The 23,360-nt window shown below is 69.7% G+C and carries 24 protein-coding genes; 14 read left to right on the forward strand and 10 right to left on the reverse strand.

The window, feature by feature from the left end; all coding sequences use genetic code 11:
* Positions 1–13 precede the first annotated feature (13 nt).
* The gene (locus QRN44_RS17475; RefSeq protein WP_502928653.1) at positions 14–1,588 is read left to right on the forward strand and encodes a DUF7059 domain-containing protein; all 1,575 of its coding nucleotides are present in this window, start codon (positions 14–16) and stop codon (positions 1,586–1,588) included.
* A 20-nt stretch (positions 1,589–1,608) separates the two neighbouring features.
* Here the strand turns inward: QRN44_RS17475 and QRN44_RS17480 are convergent, their stop codons facing one another.
* Positions 1,609–1,866: a Txe/YoeB family addiction module toxin gene (locus QRN44_RS17480; RefSeq protein WP_064294057.1), complete on the reverse strand. Its 258-nt coding sequence runs from the start codon at positions 1,864–1,866 to the stop codon at positions 1,609–1,611.
* A gap of 5 nt (positions 1,867–1,871) precedes the next feature.
* Positions 1,872–2,123 carry a type II toxin-antitoxin system Phd/YefM family antitoxin gene (locus QRN44_RS17485; protein WP_121292796.1) on the reverse strand — a complete coding sequence of 84 codons (252 nt, stop codon included), beginning with the start codon at positions 2,121–2,123 and terminating at the stop codon, positions 1,872–1,874.
* Between the two features lie 150 nt (positions 2,124–2,273).
* Between QRN44_RS17485 and QRN44_RS17490 the strand changes: the two genes are divergently transcribed.
* From QRN44_RS17490 to QRN44_RS17500, 3 genes are all read left to right on the forward strand, one after another.
* Positions 2,274–3,218 (forward strand): J domain-containing protein, encoded by a 945-nt coding sequence (locus QRN44_RS17490; protein WP_285039809.1) that lies wholly within the window; start codon positions 2,274–2,276, stop codon positions 3,216–3,218.
* 88 nt (positions 3,219–3,306) lie between these two features.
* A complete protein-coding gene (locus QRN44_RS17495) occupies positions 3,307–4,245 on the forward strand; it encodes a G5 domain-containing protein (protein ID WP_121292792.1) in 939 nt (312 codons plus the stop codon).
* Between the two features lie 109 nt (positions 4,246–4,354).
* Positions 4,355–4,906, forward strand: a complete 552-nt coding sequence (locus QRN44_RS17500) for a type 1 glutamine amidotransferase domain-containing protein (RefSeq protein ID WP_121292790.1) — start codon at positions 4,355–4,357, stop codon at positions 4,904–4,906.
* Positions 4,907–5,201: 295 nt separating this feature from the next.
* On the opposite strand, the gene QRN44_RS17505 is transcribed toward QRN44_RS17500, so the two are convergent.
* Positions 5,202–5,465: a GlsB/YeaQ/YmgE family stress response membrane protein gene (locus QRN44_RS17505; RefSeq protein ID WP_079003747.1), complete on the reverse strand. Its 264-nt coding sequence runs from the start codon at positions 5,463–5,465 to the stop codon at positions 5,202–5,204.
* Between the two features lie 96 nt (positions 5,466–5,561).
* Positions 5,562–5,735 carry a CsbD family protein gene (locus QRN44_RS17510; RefSeq protein WP_064294062.1) on the reverse strand — a complete coding sequence of 58 codons (174 nt, stop codon included), beginning with the start codon at positions 5,733–5,735 and terminating at the stop codon, positions 5,562–5,564.
* 194 nt (positions 5,736–5,929) lie between these two features.
* Between QRN44_RS17510 and QRN44_RS17515 the strand changes: the two genes are divergently transcribed.
* Complete coding sequence (locus tag QRN44_RS17515; RefSeq protein ID WP_285039812.1) at positions 5,930–7,012, forward strand: alpha/beta hydrolase; 1,083 nt, start codon at positions 5,930–5,932, stop codon at positions 7,010–7,012.
* 10 nt (positions 7,013–7,022) lie between these two features.
* Here QRN44_RS17515 and QRN44_RS17520 read toward each other — a convergent pair whose 3' ends face one another.
* Positions 7,023–7,943: a hypothetical protein gene (locus QRN44_RS17520; RefSeq protein ID WP_285039813.1), complete on the reverse strand. Its 921-nt coding sequence runs from the start codon at positions 7,941–7,943 to the stop codon at positions 7,023–7,025.
* 111 nt (positions 7,944–8,054) lie between these two features.
* Positions 8,055–8,828, reverse strand: a complete 774-nt coding sequence (locus QRN44_RS17525; protein WP_285039814.1) for a lysophospholipid acyltransferase family protein — start codon at positions 8,826–8,828, stop codon at positions 8,055–8,057.
* 94 nt (positions 8,829–8,922) lie between these two features.
* Here QRN44_RS17525 and QRN44_RS17530 point away from each other — a divergent pair, with 94 nt between their 5' ends.
* The 3 genes from QRN44_RS17530 (at position 8,923) to QRN44_RS17540 (ending at position 11,711) form a co-directional block, all read left to right on the forward strand.
* Positions 8,923–9,534, forward strand: coding sequence for a TetR/AcrR family transcriptional regulator (locus QRN44_RS17530; protein WP_071262019.1), 612 nt, complete (start codon positions 8,923–8,925; stop codon positions 9,532–9,534).
* A gap of 157 nt (positions 9,535–9,691) precedes the next feature.
* Complete coding sequence (locus tag QRN44_RS17535; protein WP_079003742.1) at positions 9,692–10,138, forward strand: Fur family transcriptional regulator; 447 nt, start codon at positions 9,692–9,694, stop codon at positions 10,136–10,138.
* A 115-nt stretch (positions 10,139–10,253) separates the two neighbouring features.
* Complete coding sequence (locus QRN44_RS17540; RefSeq protein ID WP_079003741.1) at positions 10,254–11,711, forward strand: catalase; 1,458 nt, start codon at positions 10,254–10,256, stop codon at positions 11,709–11,711.
* 73 nt (positions 11,712–11,784) lie between these two features.
* Here QRN44_RS17540 and QRN44_RS17545 read toward each other — a convergent pair whose 3' ends face one another.
* On the reverse strand, positions 11,785–11,997 hold the full coding sequence (locus tag QRN44_RS17545; protein ID WP_121292780.1) for a hypothetical protein: 213 nt from the start codon (positions 11,995–11,997) through the stop codon (positions 11,785–11,787).
* A 97-nt stretch (positions 11,998–12,094) separates the two neighbouring features.
* Positions 12,095–12,730 carry a uracil-DNA glycosylase gene (locus tag QRN44_RS17550; protein ID WP_158596626.1) on the reverse strand — a complete coding sequence of 212 codons (636 nt, stop codon included), beginning with the start codon at positions 12,728–12,730 and terminating at the stop codon, positions 12,095–12,097.
* Positions 12,731–12,866: 136 nt separating this feature from the next.
* Between QRN44_RS17550 and QRN44_RS17555 the strand changes: the two genes are divergently transcribed.
* The 3 genes from QRN44_RS17555 (at position 12,867) to QRN44_RS17565 (ending at position 16,227) form a co-directional block, all read left to right on the forward strand.
* Positions 12,867–14,345, forward strand: coding sequence for an MFS transporter (locus tag QRN44_RS17555; RefSeq protein ID WP_285039818.1), 1,479 nt, complete (start codon positions 12,867–12,869; stop codon positions 14,343–14,345).
* A 63-nt stretch (positions 14,346–14,408) separates the two neighbouring features.
* Positions 14,409–15,242, forward strand: a complete 834-nt coding sequence (locus QRN44_RS17560) for a siderophore-interacting protein (RefSeq protein WP_285039819.1) — start codon at positions 14,409–14,411, stop codon at positions 15,240–15,242.
* Between the two features lie 109 nt (positions 15,243–15,351).
* Complete coding sequence (locus tag QRN44_RS17565; RefSeq protein WP_285039820.1) at positions 15,352–16,227, forward strand: hypothetical protein; 876 nt, start codon at positions 15,352–15,354, stop codon at positions 16,225–16,227.
* Positions 16,228–16,245: 18 nt separating this feature from the next.
* Here the strand turns inward: QRN44_RS17565 and QRN44_RS17570 are convergent, their stop codons facing one another.
* Positions 16,246–16,638 (reverse strand): (deoxy)nucleoside triphosphate pyrophosphohydrolase, encoded by a 393-nt coding sequence (locus tag QRN44_RS17570; RefSeq protein WP_285039821.1) that lies wholly within the window; start codon positions 16,636–16,638, stop codon positions 16,246–16,248.
* A 212-nt stretch (positions 16,639–16,850) separates the two neighbouring features.
* Between QRN44_RS17570 and QRN44_RS17575 the strand changes: the two genes are divergently transcribed.
* Positions 16,851–20,384, forward strand: coding sequence for a TM0106 family RecB-like putative nuclease (locus QRN44_RS17575; protein ID WP_285039823.1), 3,534 nt, complete (start codon positions 16,851–16,853; stop codon positions 20,382–20,384).
* Here the strand turns inward: QRN44_RS17575 and QRN44_RS17580 are convergent.
* Entirely contained in the window at positions 20,359–20,982 is a 624-nt protein-coding gene (locus QRN44_RS17580) for an NAD(P)H-dependent oxidoreductase (protein WP_071262030.1), read from the reverse strand. The two genes, QRN44_RS17575 and QRN44_RS17580, sit on opposite strands and share 26 nt — an antisense overlap.
* 93 nt (positions 20,983–21,075) lie before the next feature.
* Between QRN44_RS17580 and QRN44_RS17585 the strand changes: the two genes are divergently transcribed.
* Positions 21,076–21,657, forward strand: a complete 582-nt coding sequence (locus QRN44_RS17585) for a TetR/AcrR family transcriptional regulator (RefSeq protein WP_285039826.1) — start codon at positions 21,076–21,078, stop codon at positions 21,655–21,657.
* Positions 21,658–21,800: 143 nt separating this feature from the next.
* Positions 21,801–23,351, forward strand: coding sequence for a trypsin-like peptidase domain-containing protein (locus QRN44_RS17590; protein WP_285039827.1), 1,551 nt, complete (start codon positions 21,801–21,803; stop codon positions 23,349–23,351).
* Positions 23,352–23,360 lie beyond the last annotated feature (9 nt).

The following is a 23,360-nucleotide window of genomic DNA, read 5'->3' on the forward strand; positions in this document are numbered from 1 at the left end:
CGGCGGCTGCGGGGTGGGCGATCCGGCCCACCCCGCAGCTGGCACACTGGTGGGCGTGGACCAGCGACTGATCGACCTCCTCCGTTCCGACCTCGACGCGGCCGGCTACACGGTGGAACGGGTGCGCGGTCTCTGGGGCGAGACGGCCGAGGCGGCCTTGCACCGCTCCAACCGGGTCGTGGCGATCCGTTCGCTCGGCGAACGCCGCCGGACGGCCGGCACTGAACCGATCGCGACGCTGGCGACGCTGTTCGTGCTCGGCGTCGCCGTGGGGGCCGATGACGCGGCGCGTGCACTGCCGTCGCTCGGCCTCGATGGCGCGGTGGCGCTCGGTCTCGTCGGCCTGAGTGACGACGGGTCGGTCGCCCCGGCCGTCGATCTGCGTCCGTACGCCTGGGTCGACGCCAACGGGAGCGGTGCGTGGTGGATCGCCTCCGACCTCGGAGAGCTCGCGCTGGGTCACGAGCTCGGCGAAGAGCACGTCCTCGGCGTCGGCGGCGCGTCGATGACCCTGAGCGGCATCATCCTGCCCGAGCGGATCGGAACGGCACTCGACCTCGGGACCGGGTGCGGCATCCAGGCGCTCCACCTGTCGCGGATCGCGGATCACGTGGTCGCGACGGACATCTCCGAACGAGCACTCGAGCTCGCCGCACTCAACGCGCGCCTGAACGGCATCGACTCGATCGAATTCCGCCACGGCAGCATGTTCGAACCCGTCGCCGGTGAACGGTTCGACCGCATCGTCTCCAACCCGCCGTTCGTCATCACCCCGCGCGCCGAGGGCGTGCCGAGCTACGAATACCGCGACGGCGGTCTGGTCGGCGATGCGCTCGTGGAGTCGGTGTTCCTCGAGGCCGCCCGGCATCTGACGCCCGGCGGAGTCGCGCAGTTCCTCGGGAACTGGGAGTACCGAGACGGTGCCGACGGGCTCGACCGCGTGGCCGGATGGGTGGAGCGCAGTCCGGAACCGGTCGACGCCTGGGTCATCGAGCGCGAGGTGCAGGATCCGGCCGAATACGCGGAGACCTGGATCAGGGACGGTGGCACCCGCCTCGGGACGCCGGAGTTCGAGCGCCTCGCGGGAACCTGGCTCGACGACTTCGCGGCTCGGGCTGTGATCGGCGTCGGCTTCGGTTATGTCCTGCTCCGTCGATCGGACCCGTCCACGCCGCTGCGCCGTTTCGAGCGGCTGCACGGGCAGGCGGGTTCGAACGCCGCCGGGCTCGGTGCGCACCTCGCCGTGTGTCTCCTCGCACACGACTGGCAGGTCGCGCTCGACGACGAGCAGCTGCTCGGCGAACGCGTCATCCTCGCGGGCGACGTCACCGAGGAGCGCCACTACTGGCCCGGTGACGAGGATCCGACGGCGATGACCCTGCGGCAGGGTGGCGGCCTGGCCCGCTCGGTGGGAATCGACACGGGCCTGGCGGGGCTCGTCGGCGCCTGCGACGGCGAGTTGACCCTGGGAGCCATCATCGACGCGATCGCCCAGCTCGTCGAGGTCGATGCGGCGGAACTCCGCGCCGAACTCCTCCCCCGGGTCCGCGCACTGCTGGACGACGGCATCCTCCTGCCGAGCTCCTGAGGTGTTCCGGGTCCCCGGCCCTACTCGTAGTGGAAGCGCGCCTGGGCGATGAGGACGCCGTCGTCCGTGAGGCGGTAGACCAGCCGATGCTCGTCGGTGATCCGTCGTGACCAGAATCCCTGGAAGCCGTGCTTGAGCGCCTCAGGTTTGCCGATGCCCTCGTTGCCGTTCCGGATGATGTCCTTCAGGAGGAGATTGATCCGTTTGACGATGCGCCGATCCTGTTGCTGCCAGTGGCAGTAGTCCTCCCAGGCGGCGTCGGACCAGATGAGCCGCACGCCGACTACTCGACCAGGTCGTGCTCGGTGCCCGTGCCGGCCTCGAGGTCGTCGATGGCCTGGAGGAGCCGACGTGCGTTCGACGGCGTCCGCAGCAGATACGCCGATTCCTTCAAGGACTCGTAGTCGTCGAGCGCGACGATCACGACCGGGTCGCGCCCCGCTCTGGTGATGATCACCTCCTCGCGGTCGTCGAGGACCGAATCGAGGGTGGCCGCGTAGTTCGCGCGGGATTCCGAATAACTGAGGGTACGCATCAACATCCTCCAAGTACAACAAACTGTACGTTGGCTCGCTGGAGTTGTCCACAGCGCCGACCGGGTGCCGGTTCGGGCGGTCTTCCAGGTGATGGCGATAGTCTGCCGTGTCGGACCGACCGACGCCGCCGACGAAAGCGACCACCCTCCATGCCGGAGAGCCCACTCTCAGCCAGCCCCTACGAGGTGCTCGGCGTGAGCACGACGGCGACGCAGGACGAGCTCCGGAGGGCCTACCGACGGCTCATGCGCGAGACCCACCCCGACCTCGGCGGAAGCGCGCGGCTGTTCAACGCCGTCCAGCTCGCCTGGGAGCGCGTCGGAACCGAGCAGGACCGGGCCGCCTACGACCGCGGGTGCAACGTGCCGTCCTCCGACGCGGGCGATGACGACGCTCCGACCTGGTCGGCGTCGAGCACTGGTCGGTCGGGTACGCAGCGCGCCGACTCGCGACCCCGCGCTCGCGCCTACGGGCACCCCGGCGGAGACTCGCGCGAGGCCTATCTCGGGCTCATCCGCGAGTGGGTCGGCCGTGGTGTCCCGCTCGACGACCCCTACGACCCGAAGCTCGTCCGTTCGGCTCCGCGCGAGATCCGGCACCAGTTGGCCAACGCGCTCGCCGAGGAGCAGACGGCGCGCACCGTGGCGACGCTCGGCATCGGATACACGGTCTGGCACGACGTCCTGGCGCCGGGCGAAGCGAAGCTCGACCATGTCGTCCTCGGTCCGACCGGCCTATTCGCGGTCAAGTCGGAGGACTGGGGTGGGCCGGTCCGGGTGCACCGTGGAGAGGTCGTCGGGGAGACGCTCGATCCTCGCGAGGAGCCCGTCCGGTCGATCGTGCGCTCGGCCCGGACCGTCGCGAAGGCGGCTCGGGTGAAGTTCACGGCTTCCGTCATCGTCGTGCCGGACGGCGCGACCCCGGAGTCGGTGGAGTTCATCGGTCGCAAGCATCCGGTGACGGTGCTCGTCGAGCGCTCCCGCCTGGCCGACCTCCTCCGCACCGGTCTCCCGGGCGTCGACCGTATGGGTGGCAACCAGCTGTTCGACATCCGCACGCGCCTGCAACAGACCATCCGCTTCGTCGGACTCTGACGAGCGGCCCGACACGGCGGGGGAGGAATCCCCTCCCGCCCCACTCGGGGACCTTGTGCCGTCCTGCTCCAGGCCCCAGCATCAGGGCATGACTTCTCCCGCAGGCTGGTATCCCGATCCTGAGCAGCCCGGCCAGCAACGATGGTGGACCGGAGTCGGCTGGGGTGGGCAACGCGTGCCGGCGGCCGTGCCCGCTCCCCCGGCCGCCGTCCCTGCTGCTGCTGTGGCGACCCGGACGCGCCACCTCGGTCCGCTCCACATCGTCCTGCTCAGCCTGGTCGGAGCACTGTTGCTCGTCAGCGCCGTCGGTGGCGCGTTCTGGGCGATGCTCGCACTCGTCGCCCTGGTGGCCATGGTGATCGGTGCGGTCGCGCTCGTCCGTGGTCGCGTCTCCTCCCTCGGGATCCGCAACCGCGGGATGGCGGCCGCGGTGATCGGTGCCGCCCTGTGCCTGGTCGTCGTGGGTGGTGGCGCCAACGCGGCCATCCACCCGGTCGCGCCCCGGCCGGCGGCGCTGTTGTCGGCTCCGGAGGGGACGTCCGCCGCCGAACCGAGTGCCACGCCGACCCCCACCCCGACCGACGTCGTCACCGAGGTGACCGAGGTGGTGGAGATCCCGTTCGCGGTGACCGAGGTCCAGGACCCGGACATCGACGTCGGTCAGGTCGTCGTGACGACGGCGGGCGTCCCCGGGCAGCAGACGAACACCTACCGCGTCACCACGCGAGCCGGGGTCGAGATCGCTCGAGAGCTCGTCGCGCAGCTCGTGTCGGTCCAACCGATCGCGCAGGTGACGTCCGTCGGGACGCGGCAACCCGCTCCGCCGCCTCCTGCGCCGGTCGCCGAGCCGGCCGGTGGAGGGTGCGACCCGAACTACGAGGGGCAGTGCGTTCCGATCGCCAGCGACGTCGACTGCGCCGGCGGGAGCGGCAACGGCCCGGCGTACACGCCCGGCCCGGTGTATGTCGTCGGGAGCGACGTCTACGACCTCGATCGGGACGGTGACGGCATCGCCTGCGACGCCTGAGCAACCCCGTTCGCGCTCGGCGGAAGCCCGGGTCCGAGCGGTGGGGCCGAGCGTATCGTCGCTGGCGAGGCGCCGGACGGTGTCTCGACGCTGACGGATTGGAGCGACGATGAGCGCAGAACTCAACGGCAAGCAGGTGGCCTTCCTGCTCACGGACGGCTACGAGGACAGTGAACTGACGAGCCCCTGGGAGGCGGTCACTGGAGCCGGAGCGACCGCCCGACTGGTGTCGCCCGCCACCCAGGATGTGACCGGGAAGAACGGACACGTCCAGCCCGTCGACGTCGCGGTCGCCGAGGCCTCCTCCGACGACTACCACGCACTGGTGCTGCCCGGCGGTGTCGTCAATGCGGACGACCTCCGCGTGGACGAGGCCTCGGTCGCCTTCGCGAAGGCCTTCTTCAAGCAGGGCAAGCCGGTCGGGGTGATCTGCCACGGCGCCTGGATCCTCATCGAGGCGGACGTCGTCCGCGGTCGCGAACTCACGAGCTACCCGAGCCTGAAGACGGATCTGCGCAACGCGGGTGCATCCTGGGTGGACGAGGAGGTCGTCGTCGACCAGGGACTCGTGTCGAGCCGCACGCCCGATGACCTCCCGGCCTTCAATGCGAAGCTCGTCGAGGAGATCGGCGAAGGCGAGCACGAGGGCCAGCACGCCTGACTCCGGTCGCAGCGTGACGCACGAACGCCCGGTCCTGGTGGACCGGGCGTTCGTGCGTGCGGGTCAGACCCAGCCGCAGATCGCGCGGAGCAGCTCGAGCAGCTTCCGGTAGAAGTCCATGAGACCCCCTCCTCTCATATCAGATGCTGATATCGGACATCAGACATTCTGACAGGACTCGGGACGCCACACAGTCCCCGAAACGGCGGACACCGAGCTGCCGGCGACGACCTCCGCACGCACGGACGCCCGGCCCCCTGGAGGGGCCGGGCGTCCGAGTGCTGTGTGGAGGCGCTTACGCCTTCTTGTTGCGGGTCAGTGCACCGTAGATGAGGAGCACGACGATGGAACCGCCGATGGCGAGGAGCCACGTCTGCAGCGAGAAGAACTCCTGCAGGTTCGCGCCGAAGAGGATGCCGCCGAGCCATCCGCCGAGCAGTGCGCCGACGACGCCGAGCAGCAGCGTGATCAACCAACCGCCACCCTGACGGCCCGGAAGGATTGCTTTGGCGATGGCGCCGGCGATGAGGCCGAGCAGCAGGAAGCCGAGAAAACTCATGATGTCTCCAAATGTGATCGCTGGATCGAACGGGGTGCCGGTCGACCGTGTTACCGCCCCCGCCGGTGGGCGGGGGCAGCCACTGTACCGCGAGGACTAGTGCTTGAACGCGTCCTTGACATTCTCGCCGGCCTTCTTGGCGTCGGCCTTCGTCTGGTCGGCCTTGCCCTCTGCGACCTTGCTGTCGTCGCCGGTGACCTTGCCCAGGGCTTCCTTCGCCTTGCCCGCGAGGTCCTCAGCGGCGTTCTGGATCTTGTCCGATGCACTCATGGCGTTCTCCTTCGTCTGCGTTGGAAACCGGTGATGATGTCCGGTCATCGGATAAGACGCAGCTCAGTGGGCATTCGTCATGAAATCCGTCGAAAAACTTCCGGGGCGCAGTGGGTGTCCGATCGAATGCGAGACTGGACGTTCGTGTTCCGCCAGGCAGCGCCGCCGTCCAGACCCGCCAGGAGGTGAATCGCTTGAGGACAGCACCCCCTCGCTCGGGCTTCGCGCGCTTCCTCCGTGTCGTCCGCAACACGATGTTCTGGATCATCGGCGTGATCCTCGCCATCGCGCTGGTGGTCTTCGTCTGGTTGCAGCTGACCCCGTGGCCCGGCTCGATGGTCATCCGCATGGCCTTCGACGAGCGGGCGAAGGTCGTGCAATCGGACCTCGTGAAGTACGTCCCCGACGGTGTCGACGTCCGACAGGACATCCCGTACCGCTCCGGCGACGCGGACGCGCTGCTCGACGTCTACACGCCCGATGGCGTCCGCGGGAGTGGCGCGGCCCTCCCGACGATCGTGTGGGTGCACGGCGGAGCCTGGATCTCCGGCAGCAAGGAACTCATCTCCAACTACATGCGCGTGCTGGCCGGAGAGGGGTACACGGCGGTCGCGGTCGAGTACACGATCGCGCCGGAGGGCCAGTACCCGTTGCCCATCGAGCAGGTCGCCGACTCGCTCGGCTACCTCGACGCCAACGCACGCGCGCTCAACGTGGATTCGTCCAAGCTCATCCTCGCCGGCGACTCCGCCGGTGCCCAGATCGCCGCTCAGGTCGCGAACGTGGTCACGAGCTCCGAGTACGCCAGCTCCATCAAGGTCGAATCGCCGATCGAGCCGGAGCAGCTCGCCGGGGTGGTCCTCGCGTGCGGGGCGTACGACCTCAGCCTGGTCAACGCCGAGGGCAGCTTCGGGTGGTTCCTCGACACGGTGCTCTGGTCGTATTTCGGTGCGCGCGACTACAAGACCCGACCGGAGGTGGCGTCCGCGTCCGTCGTCGACTACCTGACCGCGAAGTATCCGCCGACGTACATCACGGTCGGCAACTGGGATCCGCTCTACCCGCAGTCGGTCGAGTTCAAGGCGAGGCTCCAGGGCCTCGGTGTGGATGTGCAATCGATGATCTTCAACCCGGACTTCCGGCCAGGGCTCGAGCACGAGTACCAGTTCCTGCTCAACGACCAGGGTCGGTTCAACCTTCAGCGCATGGACGCCTTCATCGACGGCGTCACCGACACGAGCCTGCCGTTCGGCCAGCAGGGTCCGCCCGTCCGCTGAACGACCTGTGTCAGGGGAGGCGGATGCGTTCGCCGTCCTCGATGAGACGACCGTGGAGCACCGCCTGGGCGAGTGTCAGGTCGAGCCAGCGTCGAGCGGTCTCACCGAGGCGACCGTAGCCGAGCACGGACGCCGCCTGCATCGGCAGCTGCTCGCGGTCGACCTCGTGATCGGGGCTCGCGGTGATCACGAGCTCCATGGCGTTGCAGATCTCCGCGGGACTGATGTCGGTGACCGCGCGGTGGTCGCGATGCACGACCCGGCGGACGCCTCGCCACGTGACGACGTCGAGTCCGGTGGGCCAGGCGAAGCCGTTCTGGACGACGAACGCGTCCGTCACCAGCGCTGACAGCTCGGTGCGGGACTCCTCGGACGGTCGGTCGACGCCGAAGCGCCGAGCCACGATGGTCACGAGGCGAGGGACGGCGATCGGGCCCTCGGTCGTGAGGATCGCCGATGCGACCCGGGTCACGGCGGCCTTCGTGAGTTCGAGGTTGTCGAGGACGGATGCCGGGCCGATGACGGAGTCGTCGGCGAGCTCGAAATCGGTGATGGCGACGCTCAGCGGGACGACCGGGGCTGACGCGGTGACGGGGAGGGCGACCGGGTCCACCAGGCGGGTCGTGGACCGCGCGTCTCCTGAGGTCGCCTCGTCGACGTCCGTGCCGGCGACGGGCGTCCGGGGTGCGTGCGCGTCACCGCCGTCCAGTGGCGCCGAGTCGTCGGGCTGCAGCGCCTCGGGCGTCGGCGTCGGCCGAGGCGTGGGATCCGGCGTGCGCCGTGGCGAGTGGTCGGCTACGGACTCGGCGTCGTTCGTGTCCGGTGCGACCGGCGCCGCGGGGGTCTCCGCCAGCGCGCGTTCAGCGCGTTCGCGCCAGGACTTCGGGAGCCACGTCGACTTCGCGACGAAGCCGTTCCACCCACGACTCACGGTGCCACGCTCCGCTCGGGGCGCGGGCTGGCAGAGCGACGACGCCCTGCGGGGTGGGTCGACGAGGTCAGAGGTGGCACCTCCACAGGATAGACCGCGGCGGACGTCCGCTCAGCTCGTCGTCTGCCGACGCGCCTCGCGTCGGCGCTCGCGTTCGAGGTCGGCGGCTGCAGCCTCGGCAGGCGTCGGAGCCGTCCCACCCAGAGCGCGAGGTTGCCACCACGCCCCGGTGCCGTCGACGGGATAGTCGCGTTGCAGCTCGTCGATCATGCCCTGGAGGCGGTCGCGGAGCTGCTCGGTGCTCGCGCCCACATCGGCGCCGGGCGCGACGGTGATCGGCTCGCCGAACGAGAAGTGCACGGGGACCCCGAACCGTTCGCGGAAGCCGACCCGGTGGTTCTTCGTCAGGAGGCGATGACCACCCCAGACCGCGACGGGGATGATCGGCACGCCGGCCTCCTGTGCGAGGCGGACCGCGCCCGACTTGAGCTCGCGGACGGTGAACGAGGCGCTGACGCCGGCCTCGGGGAAGACCCCGACCAGCTCGCCGCTGCGGAGCGCTGCGACGGCGTCGGCATAGGCGGCCGCACCGGCACGCATGTCGACGGCGATGTGCCGCATGCTCCGGAGGAGACGGCCCACGATGGGCTGGTCGAAGGCGCCCTGCTTGGCCATGAACCGGATGCGGCGGCGGTTGTGGAGCACGGTCGCCCACTCGACGAGTGCGAACTCGAGGTACCCGAAGTGGGTCATCGCGATCACCGCACCACCCTCGTCGGGCAGGTGCTCGATGCCGCTGGTGTGACGGCGCAGGCGCCAGAAGCCGAAGAGGGAGCGACCGACACCGACGGCGGTGTCGTACACGGGCTCGATGCGGCGTCTCATGGCGACACCGTACGACAGGGACCTGGGGAAGTACCGGGCTGGGGGTGCCTCGGGACCCTTCGCCGGCGGACCGCACGCCCGATACGATCGCAGGATGACGGTGACGCAGACGGGCCGCTCCCGCGGCAGCTACGCCAAGACGGCGGCACGACGCCGGGAGATCCTCGAGGCGGGGATGGACGTCTTTGCCGAGCAGGGCTTCCGCAGCGGATCGCTCCGCGAGGTCGCGGAGCGCGTGGGCATGAGCCAGGCCGGCCTCCTCCACCACTTCTCGACCAAGAACGATCTGCTCGCCGCGATCCTCGACTTCCGTGACGACCGGGATCGCGAGGAGTCGGGCATCGAGATCGGGAGCGGCATCGAAGGTATCCGCGGGCTCCTCCGCCTCGTCGAGCACAACATGCGCGTCCCCGGTCTCGTCGAGCTCCACTGCGTCCTGTCCGCCGAGGCGACTTCACCGGACCACCCGGCGCACGAACACTTCGTCCGGCGGTACAGCTGGTTGATCGACGGGATGACCGTCTCCTTCGAGGTGATGGCGCGCGAGGGTCAGCTGGTGGACGGCGTCGAACCCGCGAGTGCAGCGCGCATGCTCATCGCGATGATGGACGGTCTCCAGCTGCAGTGGCTGCTCGATCGTGACTCCGTGGACATGGCCGAGGAGACTCGACGTTCGCTTCGACCTCTGCTGACGGTCGAGCTCTAGCCCGGCGCTCGCCCGTCGTGACCGGGAGTTCTCCACATCCGGCGTCACCCATCGGTCCATCACTCATATCTGATATTAGAGTTGGGCTGGCTGCGGGACAATGCGGAGGGGAAGTCCTTATTTTGACTAATTCAAAACAACTCGGTACGGTGGCTGCATGAACGGATCGGAGGTGGAGTCGGCGACGAACGACTTCCACACGAGGATCCGGGCCGCCGGGCTGCGGGTGACCACGGGACGTCTCGCCGTCCTCGAGATCCTCGCCCGGACACCGCACGCCGACGTGGAGCAGGTCGTCGCTTCCCTGAAGCCGCGAGCACCGCAGACCTCCCCACAGGCCGTGTACAGCGTGCTCAACGCCTTCGTCGCAGCCGGCCTCGTGCGCAGGATCGAACCGGACGGCCATCCCGGCCGGTACGAGCTGCGCGTCGACGACAACCACCATCATCTGGTGTGCAGCTCGTGCGGCGCCGTGGTCGACGTCGACTGTACGCAGGGCGCGGCGCCATGCATGCACCCGGACGACGCGGCGGGGTACCTGATCGATGCGGCCGAGATCACGTTCTGGGGAGTATGCCCCGCGTGCCAGGCGGATGCCGCCTGACACCGTTCCACAGACCACTCGACGGCACCTCCATGCCGATCGTCAGCTGTCACCGCAAGGGTGGCAGTGCTGAATCCATCCGACCGTCCGACCAGCCCCACCCTCGAGGAGAGACATGTCCGAGACCAGCTACACCACCACCAACAGCGGAGCACCCGTCGCGAGCGACGAGCACTCCCAGAGCGTCGGCGCAGACGGAGCGATCGCGCTCCACGACCACTACCTGGTCGAGAAGCTCGCGCAGTTCAACCGCGAACGGGTACCGGAGCGTGTCGTCCACGCCAAGGGCGGTGGTGCGTTCGGACGGTTCGTCACGACCGGCGACGTCTCCCGGTTCACGCGTGCCGCACTGTTCCAGCCGGGCGTCGAGACCGAGATGCTCGCACGCTTCTCCACCGTCGCCGGTGAGCAGGGCAGCCCCGACACCTGGCGCGACCCCCGCGGCTTCGCGCTGAAGTTCTACACGAGCGAGGGCAACTACGACCTGGTCGGCAACAACACGCCGGTGTTCTTCATCCGCGACGGCATCAAGTTCCCCGACTTCATCCGCTCGCAGAAGCGACTCCCGGGCTCGCACCTGCGCGACCACGACATGCAGTGGGACTTCTGGACGCTCTCCCCCGAGAGCGCACACCAGGTCACCTGGCTCATGGGCGACCGCGGTCTTCCGGGCTCCTGGCGGCACATGGACGGGTTCGGGTCGCACACCTACCAGTGGGTCAACGCCGCAGGCGAGCGCTTCTGGGTGAAGTACCACTTCAAGACCGACCAGGGCATCGAGATCCTCACGCAGGACCAGGCCGACCAGATCGCCGGCGAGGACGCCGACTTCCACATCCGCGACCTCTCCGAGGCGATCACCCGCGGCGAGCACCCGAGCTGGACGCTCTCCGTGCAGGTCATGCCGTACGCCGACGCCGCGGGCTACCGCTTCAACCCGTTCGACCTCACCAAGGTCTGGCCGCACAGCGACTACCCGCTCATCGAGGTCGGCAAGATGACCCTCGACCGCAACCCGGAGAACTACTTCGCGCAGATCGAGCAGGCGACCTTCGCGCCGTCGAACTTCGTCCCCGGGATCGCTGCGAGCCCCGACAAGATGCTCCTCGCCCGCATCTTCAGCTACGCGGACGCACACCGCTACCGCGTGGGCACCAACCACGCACAGCTGCCGGTGAACGCCCCGCATGCGCCGGTGCACACGTACTCGAAGGAAGGCGCCATGCGCTACACCTTCAACGACGCGGACGCGCCGGTCTACGCACCGAACTCCGTCGGTGGCGCCCACGCCGACCCTGCGCGTGCCGCTGAGTCCAACGGCTGGCAGTCCGACGGCGAGCTCGTGCGGGCAGCCGCGACGCTGCACGCCGAGGACGACGACTTCGGTCAGGCCGGGACCCTCGTGCGCGAGGTGCTCGACGACGCCGCCCGCGACCGTCTCGTCGGCAACATCATCGGGCACGTCTCGAAGGTGACGCGAGCGGATCTCCGCGAGCGTGTCATCGCCTACTGGACCGCCGTCGACGGCACGCTGGGCGCTCGCGTCGCAGCAGGCCTCCCGCCGCTCGTCTAGAGTTCACCGCCGAACGTGCGGAACGGTCGCCATCCCTCGCGGGGGGGGCGACCGTTCCTGTGCGTTCGCGGGGTCAGAACCCCATCGGGCCACCGCCACGACGGGGCACGCCGCCGGTGCCCTCCGCGAGGCCCCTCGCGCGTTCGCGCTCGACCTCCGCGTCGTTGTCGTGCGAATGGTGTTCGTCGGCCGAACGCGCGGCGTGGTCTCGCCGTGACACGTACCAGACGGCCGCGACCGCCAGGAGGACGAGCGCGGCGAGGATGGCGATGGTGCCGATGTCCATGTGATGCTCCTCTCCTCGTCCATCGACCCTAACGAGGCCTCAGATGCACGCAACCCCCTCGCCCGACGGGCGAGGGGGTTGCGAAAGGGGCGTGTGATCAGCCGGCGACCTGTTTGGCGCGGGCGAAGACCTTCTCGATCTCCTCGCGACGACCCGGCTGCTTCAGCGACAATGGCGAGGGGTGCGGAGCGTTGAAGGCGCTGTACGTGTTGCCGAGCAGTGGCTCGACGTGCTTCCACCAACCGTCCTGAGCGTGGGGTCCGCAGAGGACGACGACGCGCAGGTTCTTGAGGAGCGGCAGGAGGGCGCGCAGTTCCATCGCGCCCTGGGCGACCTCGGGCGCGTTCGGCTTCTTCCGCCCGGCGCTCAGGTACCACGGGACGATGTTCCACACCATGACGTCGTCGAAGCCGATGTCGTTGCGCAGATTCCAGAGGCTCTCGGCGATCGGGTCGTCGTTGTCGACCGAGGCGAACCCGGATCCCGGAGCGTCGAGGCTGTCGGGGGCGAGGGTCCCCGGGGCGTCGAGGAGGATCAGTGTCTTCGCGTTGACGGCCGCATCGGCCGGGTCGACGAGCGGGAGGACGAGGTCCGCCTGCCGCCGTCCTCGGCGGGTCATCATCGCGTCCGACCAGTCGCGCAGCGGCGCGAGTGCCGGCGACTCGGCCAGCATGCGGTGTCGTTCGGCCAGTTCGTCGGGGTCCTGCAGCCCGCGAGGGGCATCCATATGCATCTTCCGAGCGTAGCCCGTGACGGCTGCCCCGTCATCGTCTGCGCCGGTTCTGAGCCCGAAGATGCTGCACAGGACGGTGGATCCGCGCCCGTCAAGCCGGGGCGGACCGGGTTGACGCGGGCCTAGGCTGGCCAGGATGACTGACGAGCGAACCGCCCCCGACGACCGGACGAAATGGCGCGCGTTCGCCATCTGCGTGTCGGTCGCCGCCCTCACGATCCTCGACCTCTCGAAGGTCAACGTCGGACTGCCGTCGATCGAGCAGGCGCTCGACGCCGGCCCGACCGCCCTGCAGCTGATCGTCGCCGGGTACGCCCTGGCGTTCGGTCTGATCCTCGTGCCCGCCGGGCGCTACGGCGACCTGCACTCCCGGCGTCGCATGTTCATGATCGGCCTGAGTGTGTTCGGAGCGGCCAGTCTCGCCTGCGCCGTCGCACCGAACGTCGGGATCCTCATCGGCGGACGGATCCTCCAGGGCATCGCTGCGGGCCTGCTGATGCCGCAGGTCATCGGGCTCATCCAGCAGCTGTTCGTCGGCAAGGAGCGTGGCCGCGCCTTCGGTCTCTTCGGAGCCATCATCGGCCTCTCGACGGCGTTCGGACCGACGCTCGGCGGCCTGCTCATCGCCATCGGCGGCCCGGAGGACGGCTGGCGCCTGCTCTTTTGGATGAACGTCCCGCTCGCGATCATCCTGTTGCCGATCGCCGCGCGACTGCTGCCCAAGCAGCAGCCGCACGAGGCGGGCGCCGGATCGCTCGATCCGGTGGGCATCGTGTTCCTCGGTCTCGCCGTGCTCTCGCTCATGCTGCCCTTCGTCCTGACGACCGGTTCCCCGGGCGACGACCCGGCGCGCTGGTGGCTGCTGGTCGCGTTCGCCGTCTTCGCCGGCCTCTTCGCGTGGTGGGAGGGTCGCTATCAACGCGCCGGGAAGACACCCGTCGTCGACTTCTCCCTGTTCAAGCTCGGCAGCTACCGCAACGGCGTCCTGATCTCCACGACGTACTTCGCGGCGATGCCGGCCACCTTCCTCACGCTCACGCTGTTCGTGCAGCAGGGGCTCGGGCTCGAGCCGGTCTTCGCGGGCATGATCACGATCCCCTTCGCCCTCGCCTCGGCCGTCAGCTCGTGGTTGAGCGGTCGGGTCGTCGACCGACTCGGACGCCCCCTGGTCGTCGGTGGGCTCGTGCTGGTCGTGGTGGGGTTCAGTCTCAACTCATTCCTCGCCTTCATCACGCCCCCGGAGATCACGCCGTACGCGATGGGTGCCGCGATGCTCCTCGCCGGCATCGGCGGTGGCGCGGTCATCTCCCCCAACCAGACACTGATGCTCGCGGACATCCCCGTGGCCTCCGGTGGTGTCGCCGGATCGATCGGCCAGCTCGGCCAGCGCATCGGGACCGCGGTGGGACTCGCCGCCGCGACGGCGACGTTCTACGCGACGGTGTACTCCGAGAACGACGGCGGCGCCTCCGGTGCGTCGCTCGACGTCTATCACGACGCGTATCGCAACAGCACCCTCGTCACGATCGGCTTCGTGGTCGTGGCGCTCGTGTTCGCGTCACTCGACGCCCGTTCCCGGAAGGTCGCCGCTGCCGAACCCGACTCCTCCAAGTAAGGGTGACCTGAGTTAGGGTAGCCTCAGTCGCGGCTGTCGGAGCCGCCTGAGGAAGGGGCTCGAGTGGCTCGCACGAATGCCGAGACGGCGCGCATCAAACCCGAGGCGGCGACCCTCCTCACGCTGCGGGTCGTCCGCCGCTCGCGCGTCTCACCGAACATCGCCAGGGTCACCCTCGGTGGCGGTGACATCGCCGACTTCACCTTCCTCGGGTACGACCAGTGGTTCCGGTTCTTCATACCGGTCTCCGAGGGCGGTCTCGAGCGGCTGCCGACCAAGCTCGACATGCTGGCCTACGCCAAGTACCTCGCGATCTCCAAGTCCGTGCGACCGGTGCTCAGGAACTACACGGTGCGGGATTTCCGTCGCGACGGCCCCGACGGGCCGGAGTTGGACATCGACTTCGTCATCCACGGGTCGGCCGCCGAGGGGACTGCGGGGCCCGCGGCGAGCTGGGCCCAGTCGTGCGAGGTGGGCGATGTGGTGGGGCTGCTGGACGAGGGGCGCATGTTCAACCTCCCGGCCGACGTGGATCGAGTGCTGTTGGTCGCCGACGAGACCGGGCTCCCCGCCGTCGCCGGCATCCTGACCTCGCTTCCGGCGTCGACCGTCGGGACGGCGATCGTCGAGATCCCCTCCGCGGAGGACGCGCAGGACATGCGTGTCCCGGACGGGGTCGAGCTGCGGTGGGTGGTCCGAGAGGATCCGCACGACGTCCCCGGACGAGCGGCGCTGGCCGCCGCGACGGCCCTCGGGGTGCCGCCCGCCCCGTGCTACGGGTGGGTCGTCGGAGAGCAGTCCCTGGCGGCGAACGTGCGTCGGCTCTGGGTCCGTGGTGGCATGCCCAGGGACCGTGTCATGTTCTGCGGCTACTGGAAGGTCGGCAAGGCGCGCTGATCGGCTGACGGTGTCGGCGTTCGGCTCGGCTGTGCGGCGAATTGGGTCGATCACCCGAATTCGGGGTGTCACCGACGTGCTGCGCTGACGGCTCCACTAACCTCACGACATGCCCTCTTCCGCCGGTGCGTCCGGAAACACGATCGGTGCGCTGCCGACCGGTGTCGCGACGGGTCTGGTCCGGACGGTGACCGGCGGATCGGCCGACCGGGCGTTCGAGGTCGATGTCCCCGAAACGGCCTCGAGCGGTGTGGACACGTCATCGGACTCGCACGACGCCCTCCGCAGCTGGGACGTCGTCCGCTCCTCCTTCCGACCGGGCGAGGCCCTGACCTTCGACGAGCGCTACCGGTACGCCCAGCTCCCCCTGATCGACGCCGACCACCCGCTCGCGCTCGCCGCGAGTCCTGACGGCGTCTACCGTGGCGGGCGGTACGCCGAGGCGCGCCTGGCGGTCGTCGTCCCCGTCCCGGTCGAACGGCTGTTCGTCGATCCGATCTTCCTGAGCTACGAGGCCGACCTCGCCTCGGCACCCTTCGCACCCAAGCTCGCCCGAGGCATCGAGCTCCGACGCGCACACCGGTTGCACGCGACGCTCTCCTCCATCGACGCGGACTCCGGGTTCCTCGACGCGCTGCGGACGAGCGTCGGCGAGTTCACACCCTTCCGGGTCAGGCTGGCGGGCCCCGTCATCGGCGGGTTCAACCGGGGGCGCTGTTACCTCCCCGCCACCGCGGACGCCTTCGCCCCCATCCAGCGGGCCGTCGGCGGGCGTCCCGCACCGCTCGTCGGGGTGGGCCTGCACCACTTCCGCGATGAGCTCGACGCCGCCGAGACCGCGGCGCTCGCCGCGTTCCTCGAGCGTTGGCGCGACGTCACCCTGTTCGAGTGGACGGTCACCGAGCTGGCGGTCACCTCGACCAACGACGACCTCGTGCTGAGCGGACGCACGCTCGCCCGCATCCCGCTCCACGCGGTCGAGTGACGCCCTGGGGCTCCGGGGTCAGCTCGCGGTGAGTCGCCTGACCATCGGGAGGTCGGGTGTCGCCCAGTCCAGCCCGAGGAGCCGTTCGCGGGTGACCCAGCGCAGTTCGTCGTGGTCCGTGCTGTGGACCGGGGGTGCCCCGCGGAAGGTGACCTCGTAGCAGGCGAGGTCGATCACGAGCTCGCCCACGGTGACGGTGGAGCGGTCCAGCAGCGCCCCCACAGCGACGTCGGCGTCGAGCTCCTCGCGCAGCTCGCGTGCTAGCGCGTCCTGCGGCCGCTCGTCGGCCTCGACTTTGCCGCCGGGGAACTCCCACAGGCCACCGGACGCCCGCCCGGGTGCCCGCCGGCACGCGAGCACGGTGTCGTCCTGCGTGGCGACACCCGCGACGACCTGGATCGTGGTGGTCATGATGCACTCCCGTCCCATGGCGTCGTGGTCCGTCTCCAGGCTAGGGGACGCGGGATCGAGCGCGCCCGACGCCGCTCCACAGACGGCTCCCGCTCGGCTGGCGTCACCCTGCGTCCCGCGGCGGCGCTGCGGTCGGTGGTGCGTGCCAGACTGACAGCGATCGGAGGCGGACCAGCCCCCGGCAGTCGTCTCGAAAGGCACCCACCGCACCGATGTTCCTCCTCGACGGTTCCGCCATCACGAGCGCCAGCGACCTCTCCAACGCCTCCCACTGCGAGTTCGCGTTCCTGCGCACGGTCGACGCGAAGCTCGGTCGGATCGAACCGATCGTCGAGCCGGAGGACGAGATGCTCATGCGGACCTCCAAGCTCGGCGACCAGCACGAGCTGCGGGTCCTCGAGTCGTACCGCGCCGAGTTCGGCACCGGCGTCGTCGAGCTCGACCGCCCCGACGTCCGAGACACGGTGGCGCTCGCCGCAGCCGTCGATTCGACGATCACGGCGTTCCGCGACGGAGCCCCGGTCGTCTTCCAGGCCGCGTTCTTCGACGGATCGTTCATCGGCTTCGCCGACTTCATCGTGCGCCGGCCCGACGGCCGGTATCGCGTGCAGGACACCAAACTCGCGCGCTCGCCGAAGGTCACCGCCCTCCTCCAGCTCGCCGCCTACGTGGAGCAGCTGGAGACGGCCGGGATCCCGGTCGACGACGACGTCGACCTCATCCTGGGAGACGGCACCGTCAGCACCCACGCGGTGGCCGACATCCTGCCGGTGTACCGTCGCCGTCGTGCGCGCCTGCTGCGGATCGTCGCCGAACGGCTCGAAGCCGACGCCCCGGTGGCCTGGGGCGACCAGCGCTACAGCGTCTGCGGACGATGCGCGTGGTGCGACGCCGAGATCACGGCCTCACGTGACGTCCTGCTGGTGGCCGGGCTCCGGTTGACGCAGCGCGACCGCCTGCTGGCGGCCGGCATCGCCACGATCGACAATCTGGCGTCGCTCACGCTCACCGGATCGACCGAGCGACCAGGGCCGCACGGGCTGTCGGGTGGCGCCGGCGGGACGGTCGACGGCATCGCCGAGAGCACGCTCGCAGCGCTGCGCGAGCAGGCGCATCTGCAGCTCGAGCCGTCACCAGCCGCCGGCGTGCCGGCGTTCCGTGTGCACGACGCCACGGCACTCGGGCTCCTGCCGCAACCCGATCCCGGCGACGTCTTCTTCGACTTCGAGGGCGACCCGTTGTACACCGAGGGCGAGCCGGGTGACGCCCGCCGGGGCGTCCGCACGAGGTGGGGCATCGACTACCTGTTCGGCCTGGTCGACACCGACGGCCGGTTCCGATCCTGGTGGGCGCACGACTTCCATGAGGAGCGGACGGCGCTGATCGACTTCCTCGCCTACCTCACCGCCCGCCGTGCCGAGTTCCCGGGCATGCACGTGTATCACTACGCCGCCTACGAGCGGACGCACCTGCTCTCGCTGGCCGCCCGGCACGGGGTCGGGGAGGACACGATCGACGACCTCCTCCGCGAGGCCGTGCTGTTCGACCTCTACCCGTTCGTCCGCAAGACGGTGCGTGTCGGATCGCGGTCGTACTCGATCAAGAAGCTCGAGCCGCTCTACATGGGTGAGGAGCACCGCGACAGCGACGTCACCGACGCCGCGGCATCCATCACGGCCTACGCGGAGGCGCGCGAGCTGAGTCGGAGCGACGACCCAGAGCTCGTCGCCGAAGGCGAACGGAAGCTCTCGGAGATCGCCGAGTACAACGCGTACGACTGCGAGTCGACCCGTCGGCTGCGGAACTGGTTGCTCGACCTCGGTGCGGAACGGGGCGTGCTGCCGGGCACCTTCGTCACCGACGCACCCGAGCCCCTGGTGGACGAACCGACGCCGCTCCACGACGCGCTGACGGCGTTGGCCGGAGACCCCCTCGACCCCGAACGCTCCGACGACGCCACCGCGTATGCGCTCGCGGCGGCCGCCATCGACTACCACCGGCGTGAGCACAAGTCGTTCTGGCAGGAGCACTTCTCCCGACTCATCGCCGCGCGCGACGAATGGGAGGACACCCGGAACGTCTTCACCGTCACCTCGGGAGTCGTCGAGCGCGACTGGTTCCGCGAGGGACGGCAGCGCAGCGACCGCCGTCACATGCGACTCCGCGGCCGATGGGCCCCCGGCAGCAGTGTGAAGGTCGGCGCCGACCCGTTCGCGGTCTACGACCACCCGGGACCGTACACGCTCCCCCGCGCCGAGCCCGGCTCCCGACCGGCCGGACAGATCACGGTCCTCGAGGTCGACGACGACTCCCTGCTCATCCAGGAGACGCTCAAGACGGATCGTGAGCCCTACACGGAGCTGCCGGTCGCGCTCACGCCGTCTCCTCCCCCGCGACCCGGAACACAGGTCGATGCGATCGCCGAGTGGGGGCGAGCGGTCCTCGACGCCGCTCCAGGGTGGCCGGACGACGGCGTCGTCGACATCCTGCGGCGACGACCGCCCCGCACGAGCTCGGGTGAGCCGCTCCCCCACCGCGGAGACGGGCGCACGATCGAGGACGTGACCGCCGCGTTGCTCGACCTCGACGACTCGGCGCTCGCCGTCCAGGGGCCGCCTGGAACCGGCAAGACCTACGTCGCCTCGCACGTCATCACGGCCCTCGTGCAGCAGCACGGCTGGCGGATCGGGGTCGTGGCGCAGTCGCACGACGTCGTCGAGAACCTCCTCGAGCGTGTGGTGAAGGCGGGGCTCTCCCCCGCGCTCGTGGCGAAGACCCTGCGATCCGGTGCCGACCCGGATGCTGAGCGCGGCTACACCGTCCTCCCGGCCAATGGTCATGGCGCGTTCATGGCCGAGCAGACCGGCGGCTTCGTCATCGGCGGGACGGCCTGGGACTTCAGTAATCCCAACCGGTTCGACCGGAGGTCGCTCGACCTGCTCGTCGTCGACGAGGCCGGTCAGTTCTCGCTCGCCTACACGATCGCGGCGAGCGTAGCCGCGCGGAACCTCCTGCTCCTGGGCGACCCGCAGCAGCTGCCGCAGGTGAGCCAGGGGACGCATCCCGAACCGATCGACACCTCGGCCCTCGGATTCGTGGCCGACGGTCGCGACGTCCTTCCTCCGGAACTCGGCTACTTCCTCCACGAGACCTGGCGGATGGACGCCGCGGTCACCGAGCCGGTCTCGCGCTTGTCATACGGTGGCGAGCTGCGCTCAGCGGCGGCCACGACGAAGCGTCGTCTGGAGGGTCGTGCGCCGGGGCTGCACGTCGTCCCGGTCCATCACGTCGGAAACGCGACGAGTTCGCAGGAGGAGGCCGACCGCGTCGCGGAGCTCGTCCGGTCGACCATCGGGCTCCGCTGGACCGATCCGGATGCCGGCCGCATCGACGACCCGGTGAGCGAGGCCGACATCATCGTCGTCTGTCCCTACAACGCCCACGTCGCCGTCGTCCGAGCGACGCTCGACGCGGCCGGGTTCGAGGCGGTGCGCGTCGGGACCGTCGACAAGTTCCAGGGTCAGGAGGCCGTCATCGCGATCGTCTCGCTGGCCGCGTCCTCACCCGCCGACGTCCCGAGGGGCATGTCGTTCCTGTTGATGAAGAACCGACTGAACGTCGGTATCTCCCGCGCCCAGTGGGCGGCGTACCTCGTGCACTCCCCCGCACTCACCGAGTACCTGCCGGTCACGCCGGAGGGCGTCGCCGAGCTCAGTGCCTTCATCCGGTTGGTCGACGGCCACTGACCAGTTCTGCGGCCGCAGCGGAGGAACGAGAACTCCGTCGCGCCGCGTCGGCACGACCGTTCTGTGCCGCCTTCGCGAGCCACCGCCGACGCTGCTCCACGGTCGAATCCTTCACCCGACCGAACCGGTTCACGGCGACGGGCTTGACCCCGCAGAACCTGAGGGTGGTGGTGCGGAGTTGCTTCACCGTCGTGTCGCCGACGAGCGGGAGGTACCACCACGGCGAGTCGGTCGTGACCATCACCCGCCCCGAGCGGCCGGCGAGCAGTCCCTCGGGGAGACCGTTGTCCTTGGTCCGGTAGGCGCGACGGGGAAGCAGCAGGCGATCGAAGAACCCCTTGAGCAGCGCCGGCACCGATCCCCACCAGACCGGCGCCACGATCACGAGGTGGTCCGCGGCGAGGATCTGCTCCCACGCTCGTTCGAGGTCGGGCTCCAGGTCTTGACGCCGGGTGTACCCGAGGCGGAGGTTCGGGTCGAACGCGAGGTCGCGCACGGCGAGGACGGTCGCGTCGCCGTGCGCCTCCGCGTAGTTCGCGGCGAGGGCGGCGCACAGAGACCCGGGGTTCGGGTGTCCGTCGATGACGAGGGTGGGCATCAGTTCTCCATCAGTTGTAGGTCTGGACAGTGCCAAGAATCTGGACACTGTCCACTTCTGGTCGGAACCGACGGTACGGGTACGATGTTGCTTGTGTCAAGATCGACGACGGCGTACCACCACGGCAACCTCGGGCCGGCGCTCGAGGACGCTGCGCTCGAACTCATGCGGACGCACGGCCATGCCACGCTGAGCCTGCGAGAGGTCGCACGTCGCGCCGGAGTCAGTCACAACGCGCCGTACCACCACTTCGGCGACCGGACCGCGCTCCTGAAACGGTTGAGCGAACGCGGCATGGCCGAGCTCTTGGACGCCATGCGCGAGGAGCGGGAGGCGACGACGGGTCGAGACCCACAGGAGACGGCCGTCCGGATCGGTTCGACGTATGTGCACTACGCGGCGCAGCATCCGGAGCGGTTCCGCCTGATCTACGACCCCGAAGTCTGTGTCCCCGGCTCACCCAGCGAGGCTATGGCGCCACTCATCGGTGGCGTCGAGGCGCTGCTCGCCGAGACGACGGCGTCGCTGGCCCCCGGTGCCGAGCCGCAGGTCATCGCCGCCCTGACCACGGCGGTCTGGGCCGCGGTCCACGGGCTCGCGGAACTCGTCGTCGCCGGACACATCTCCGAGGCTGAGGCCCGACCCGCGCTGGAGGCGTTGCTCACGCGACCCTGAGGTGGTGTCGGGCATGGAGCCTGTACACGATCGTCATCCGGGAAACGGTCGGGAAGCTCAAAGGTCGTTCATGGTCGAACCAGACGATTCACTCGGATTGCGGGAGTCAGATGATCTCAGCACCCCCGCCGAGAGGAATCCCCGTGAACACCACCCCAGACCCCGAACGCCCTGAACCGCGTCCAACGGACGGCGCCCGACCGGCGGAGACGCCGCAGTCGTCCCCCGCTCCCGATCCGTACCAGCCGCCCACCGGCTCGTACCAGCCCCAGCCGGGTGTGGACGTCACTCCCCCGGCCGGCTACCCCGGCAACACGGCCGCGGGTGGTCCGCGACGCGAGCCCACGACGCCCTTCGGTTACGCGACGGCTCCCCACGCGACGAGCGGTCACGCGTGGCCCGGTCATCACCAGGGCCCACAGGGTCAGTACGGTCCGTACGCCGCCGGCCAGGGCCAGTACGCCCCCTCCGGCACCTGGCAGCCCCGACCGTACGGACAGCAGACGATCCCCCAGCCGCCGTCGACCACCGGCACCCCGGCGAAGAAGCAGCCCATCGGGTGGATCATCGCCGCCGCGACGGCCGCCACGGTCGTGTCCCTCGTGACCGGTGGCCTCGGTCTCGCTTCGCTGGCGGCCGGCGCGTTCCAGAGTGTCGCCGCCTCCTCGCAGGTGACGGAGACGGTGCCGGACGAGGGCGGTCAGAGCTTCCGAGCTCCCGGTGGGCAGCCTGGGCCACAGCAGGCGACGCCGGATGCCGCGACGGCGAACACCCGGAGCGCCACCGCCGCGGAGTCCGTGGGTGTCGTCGACATCGACACCGAGCTGGCCTATCAGGGGGCCGCCGCCGCGGGAACCGGGATGATCCTCACCGCGGACGGCCAGATCCTGACCAACAACCACGTCGTCGCGGGAGCGACGAGCATCGTCGTCACCGTCGTGGCGACCGGGGAGCAGTACGACGCACGCGTCGTCGGGACGGATGCCACGAACGACGTCGCGCTCCTGCAGCTCGACGGCGCCTCAGGGCTGGACACCGTCACGATCGACGACGACGGCGGCGCAGCCGTCGGTGACGCCGTCACCGGGGTCGGAAACGCCGGCGGCACGGGTGGGACCCCCAGCGCTGCGGACGGGTCCGTGACCGCCCTCGAGCAGGACATCACGGTCCAGGATGAGACGACCGGGGCGGGCAAGCAGCTGACCGGATTGATCCAGACGGACGCGGACATCCAGTCCGGCGACTCCGGCGGGCCGCTCTACGACTCGGAGGGCGAGGTCGTCGGCGTCGACACCGCTGCCTCCTCCGGCGGGACCGACATCGACGGATTCGCCATCCCGATCGACGACGCGTTGTCCATCGTCGACCAGATCCGTACCGGCGTCGAGACCGACACCGTCTCGATCGGCTACCCGGCCTTCATCGGGATCGGTCTGGCCGCGTCCGGCGCAGCCCAGACCGTGCCGGGTGCCGTGGTCGGTTCGGTGATCGAGAACACGCCCGCGGCGTCGATCGGCCTCGCAGCCGGCGACGTCATCACCGGCATCAACGGTGCCGCCATCGACTCCGCTCAGACCCTGACGGCGACCATGGCCACGCTCGAGCCCGGCCAGACGGTCTCCGTCACCTGGACCACGGCGAGTGGGACCTCCCAGACCGCTGACGTGACGCTGATCGAGGGCCCGGTCGGCTGATCGAGCGCT

The sequence above is a fragment of the Plantibacter sp. lyk4-40-MEA-4 genome (assembly GCF_030209415.1).
Taxonomy (GTDB): domain Bacteria; phylum Actinomycetota; class Actinomycetes; order Actinomycetales; family Microbacteriaceae; genus Plantibacter; species Plantibacter flavus_A.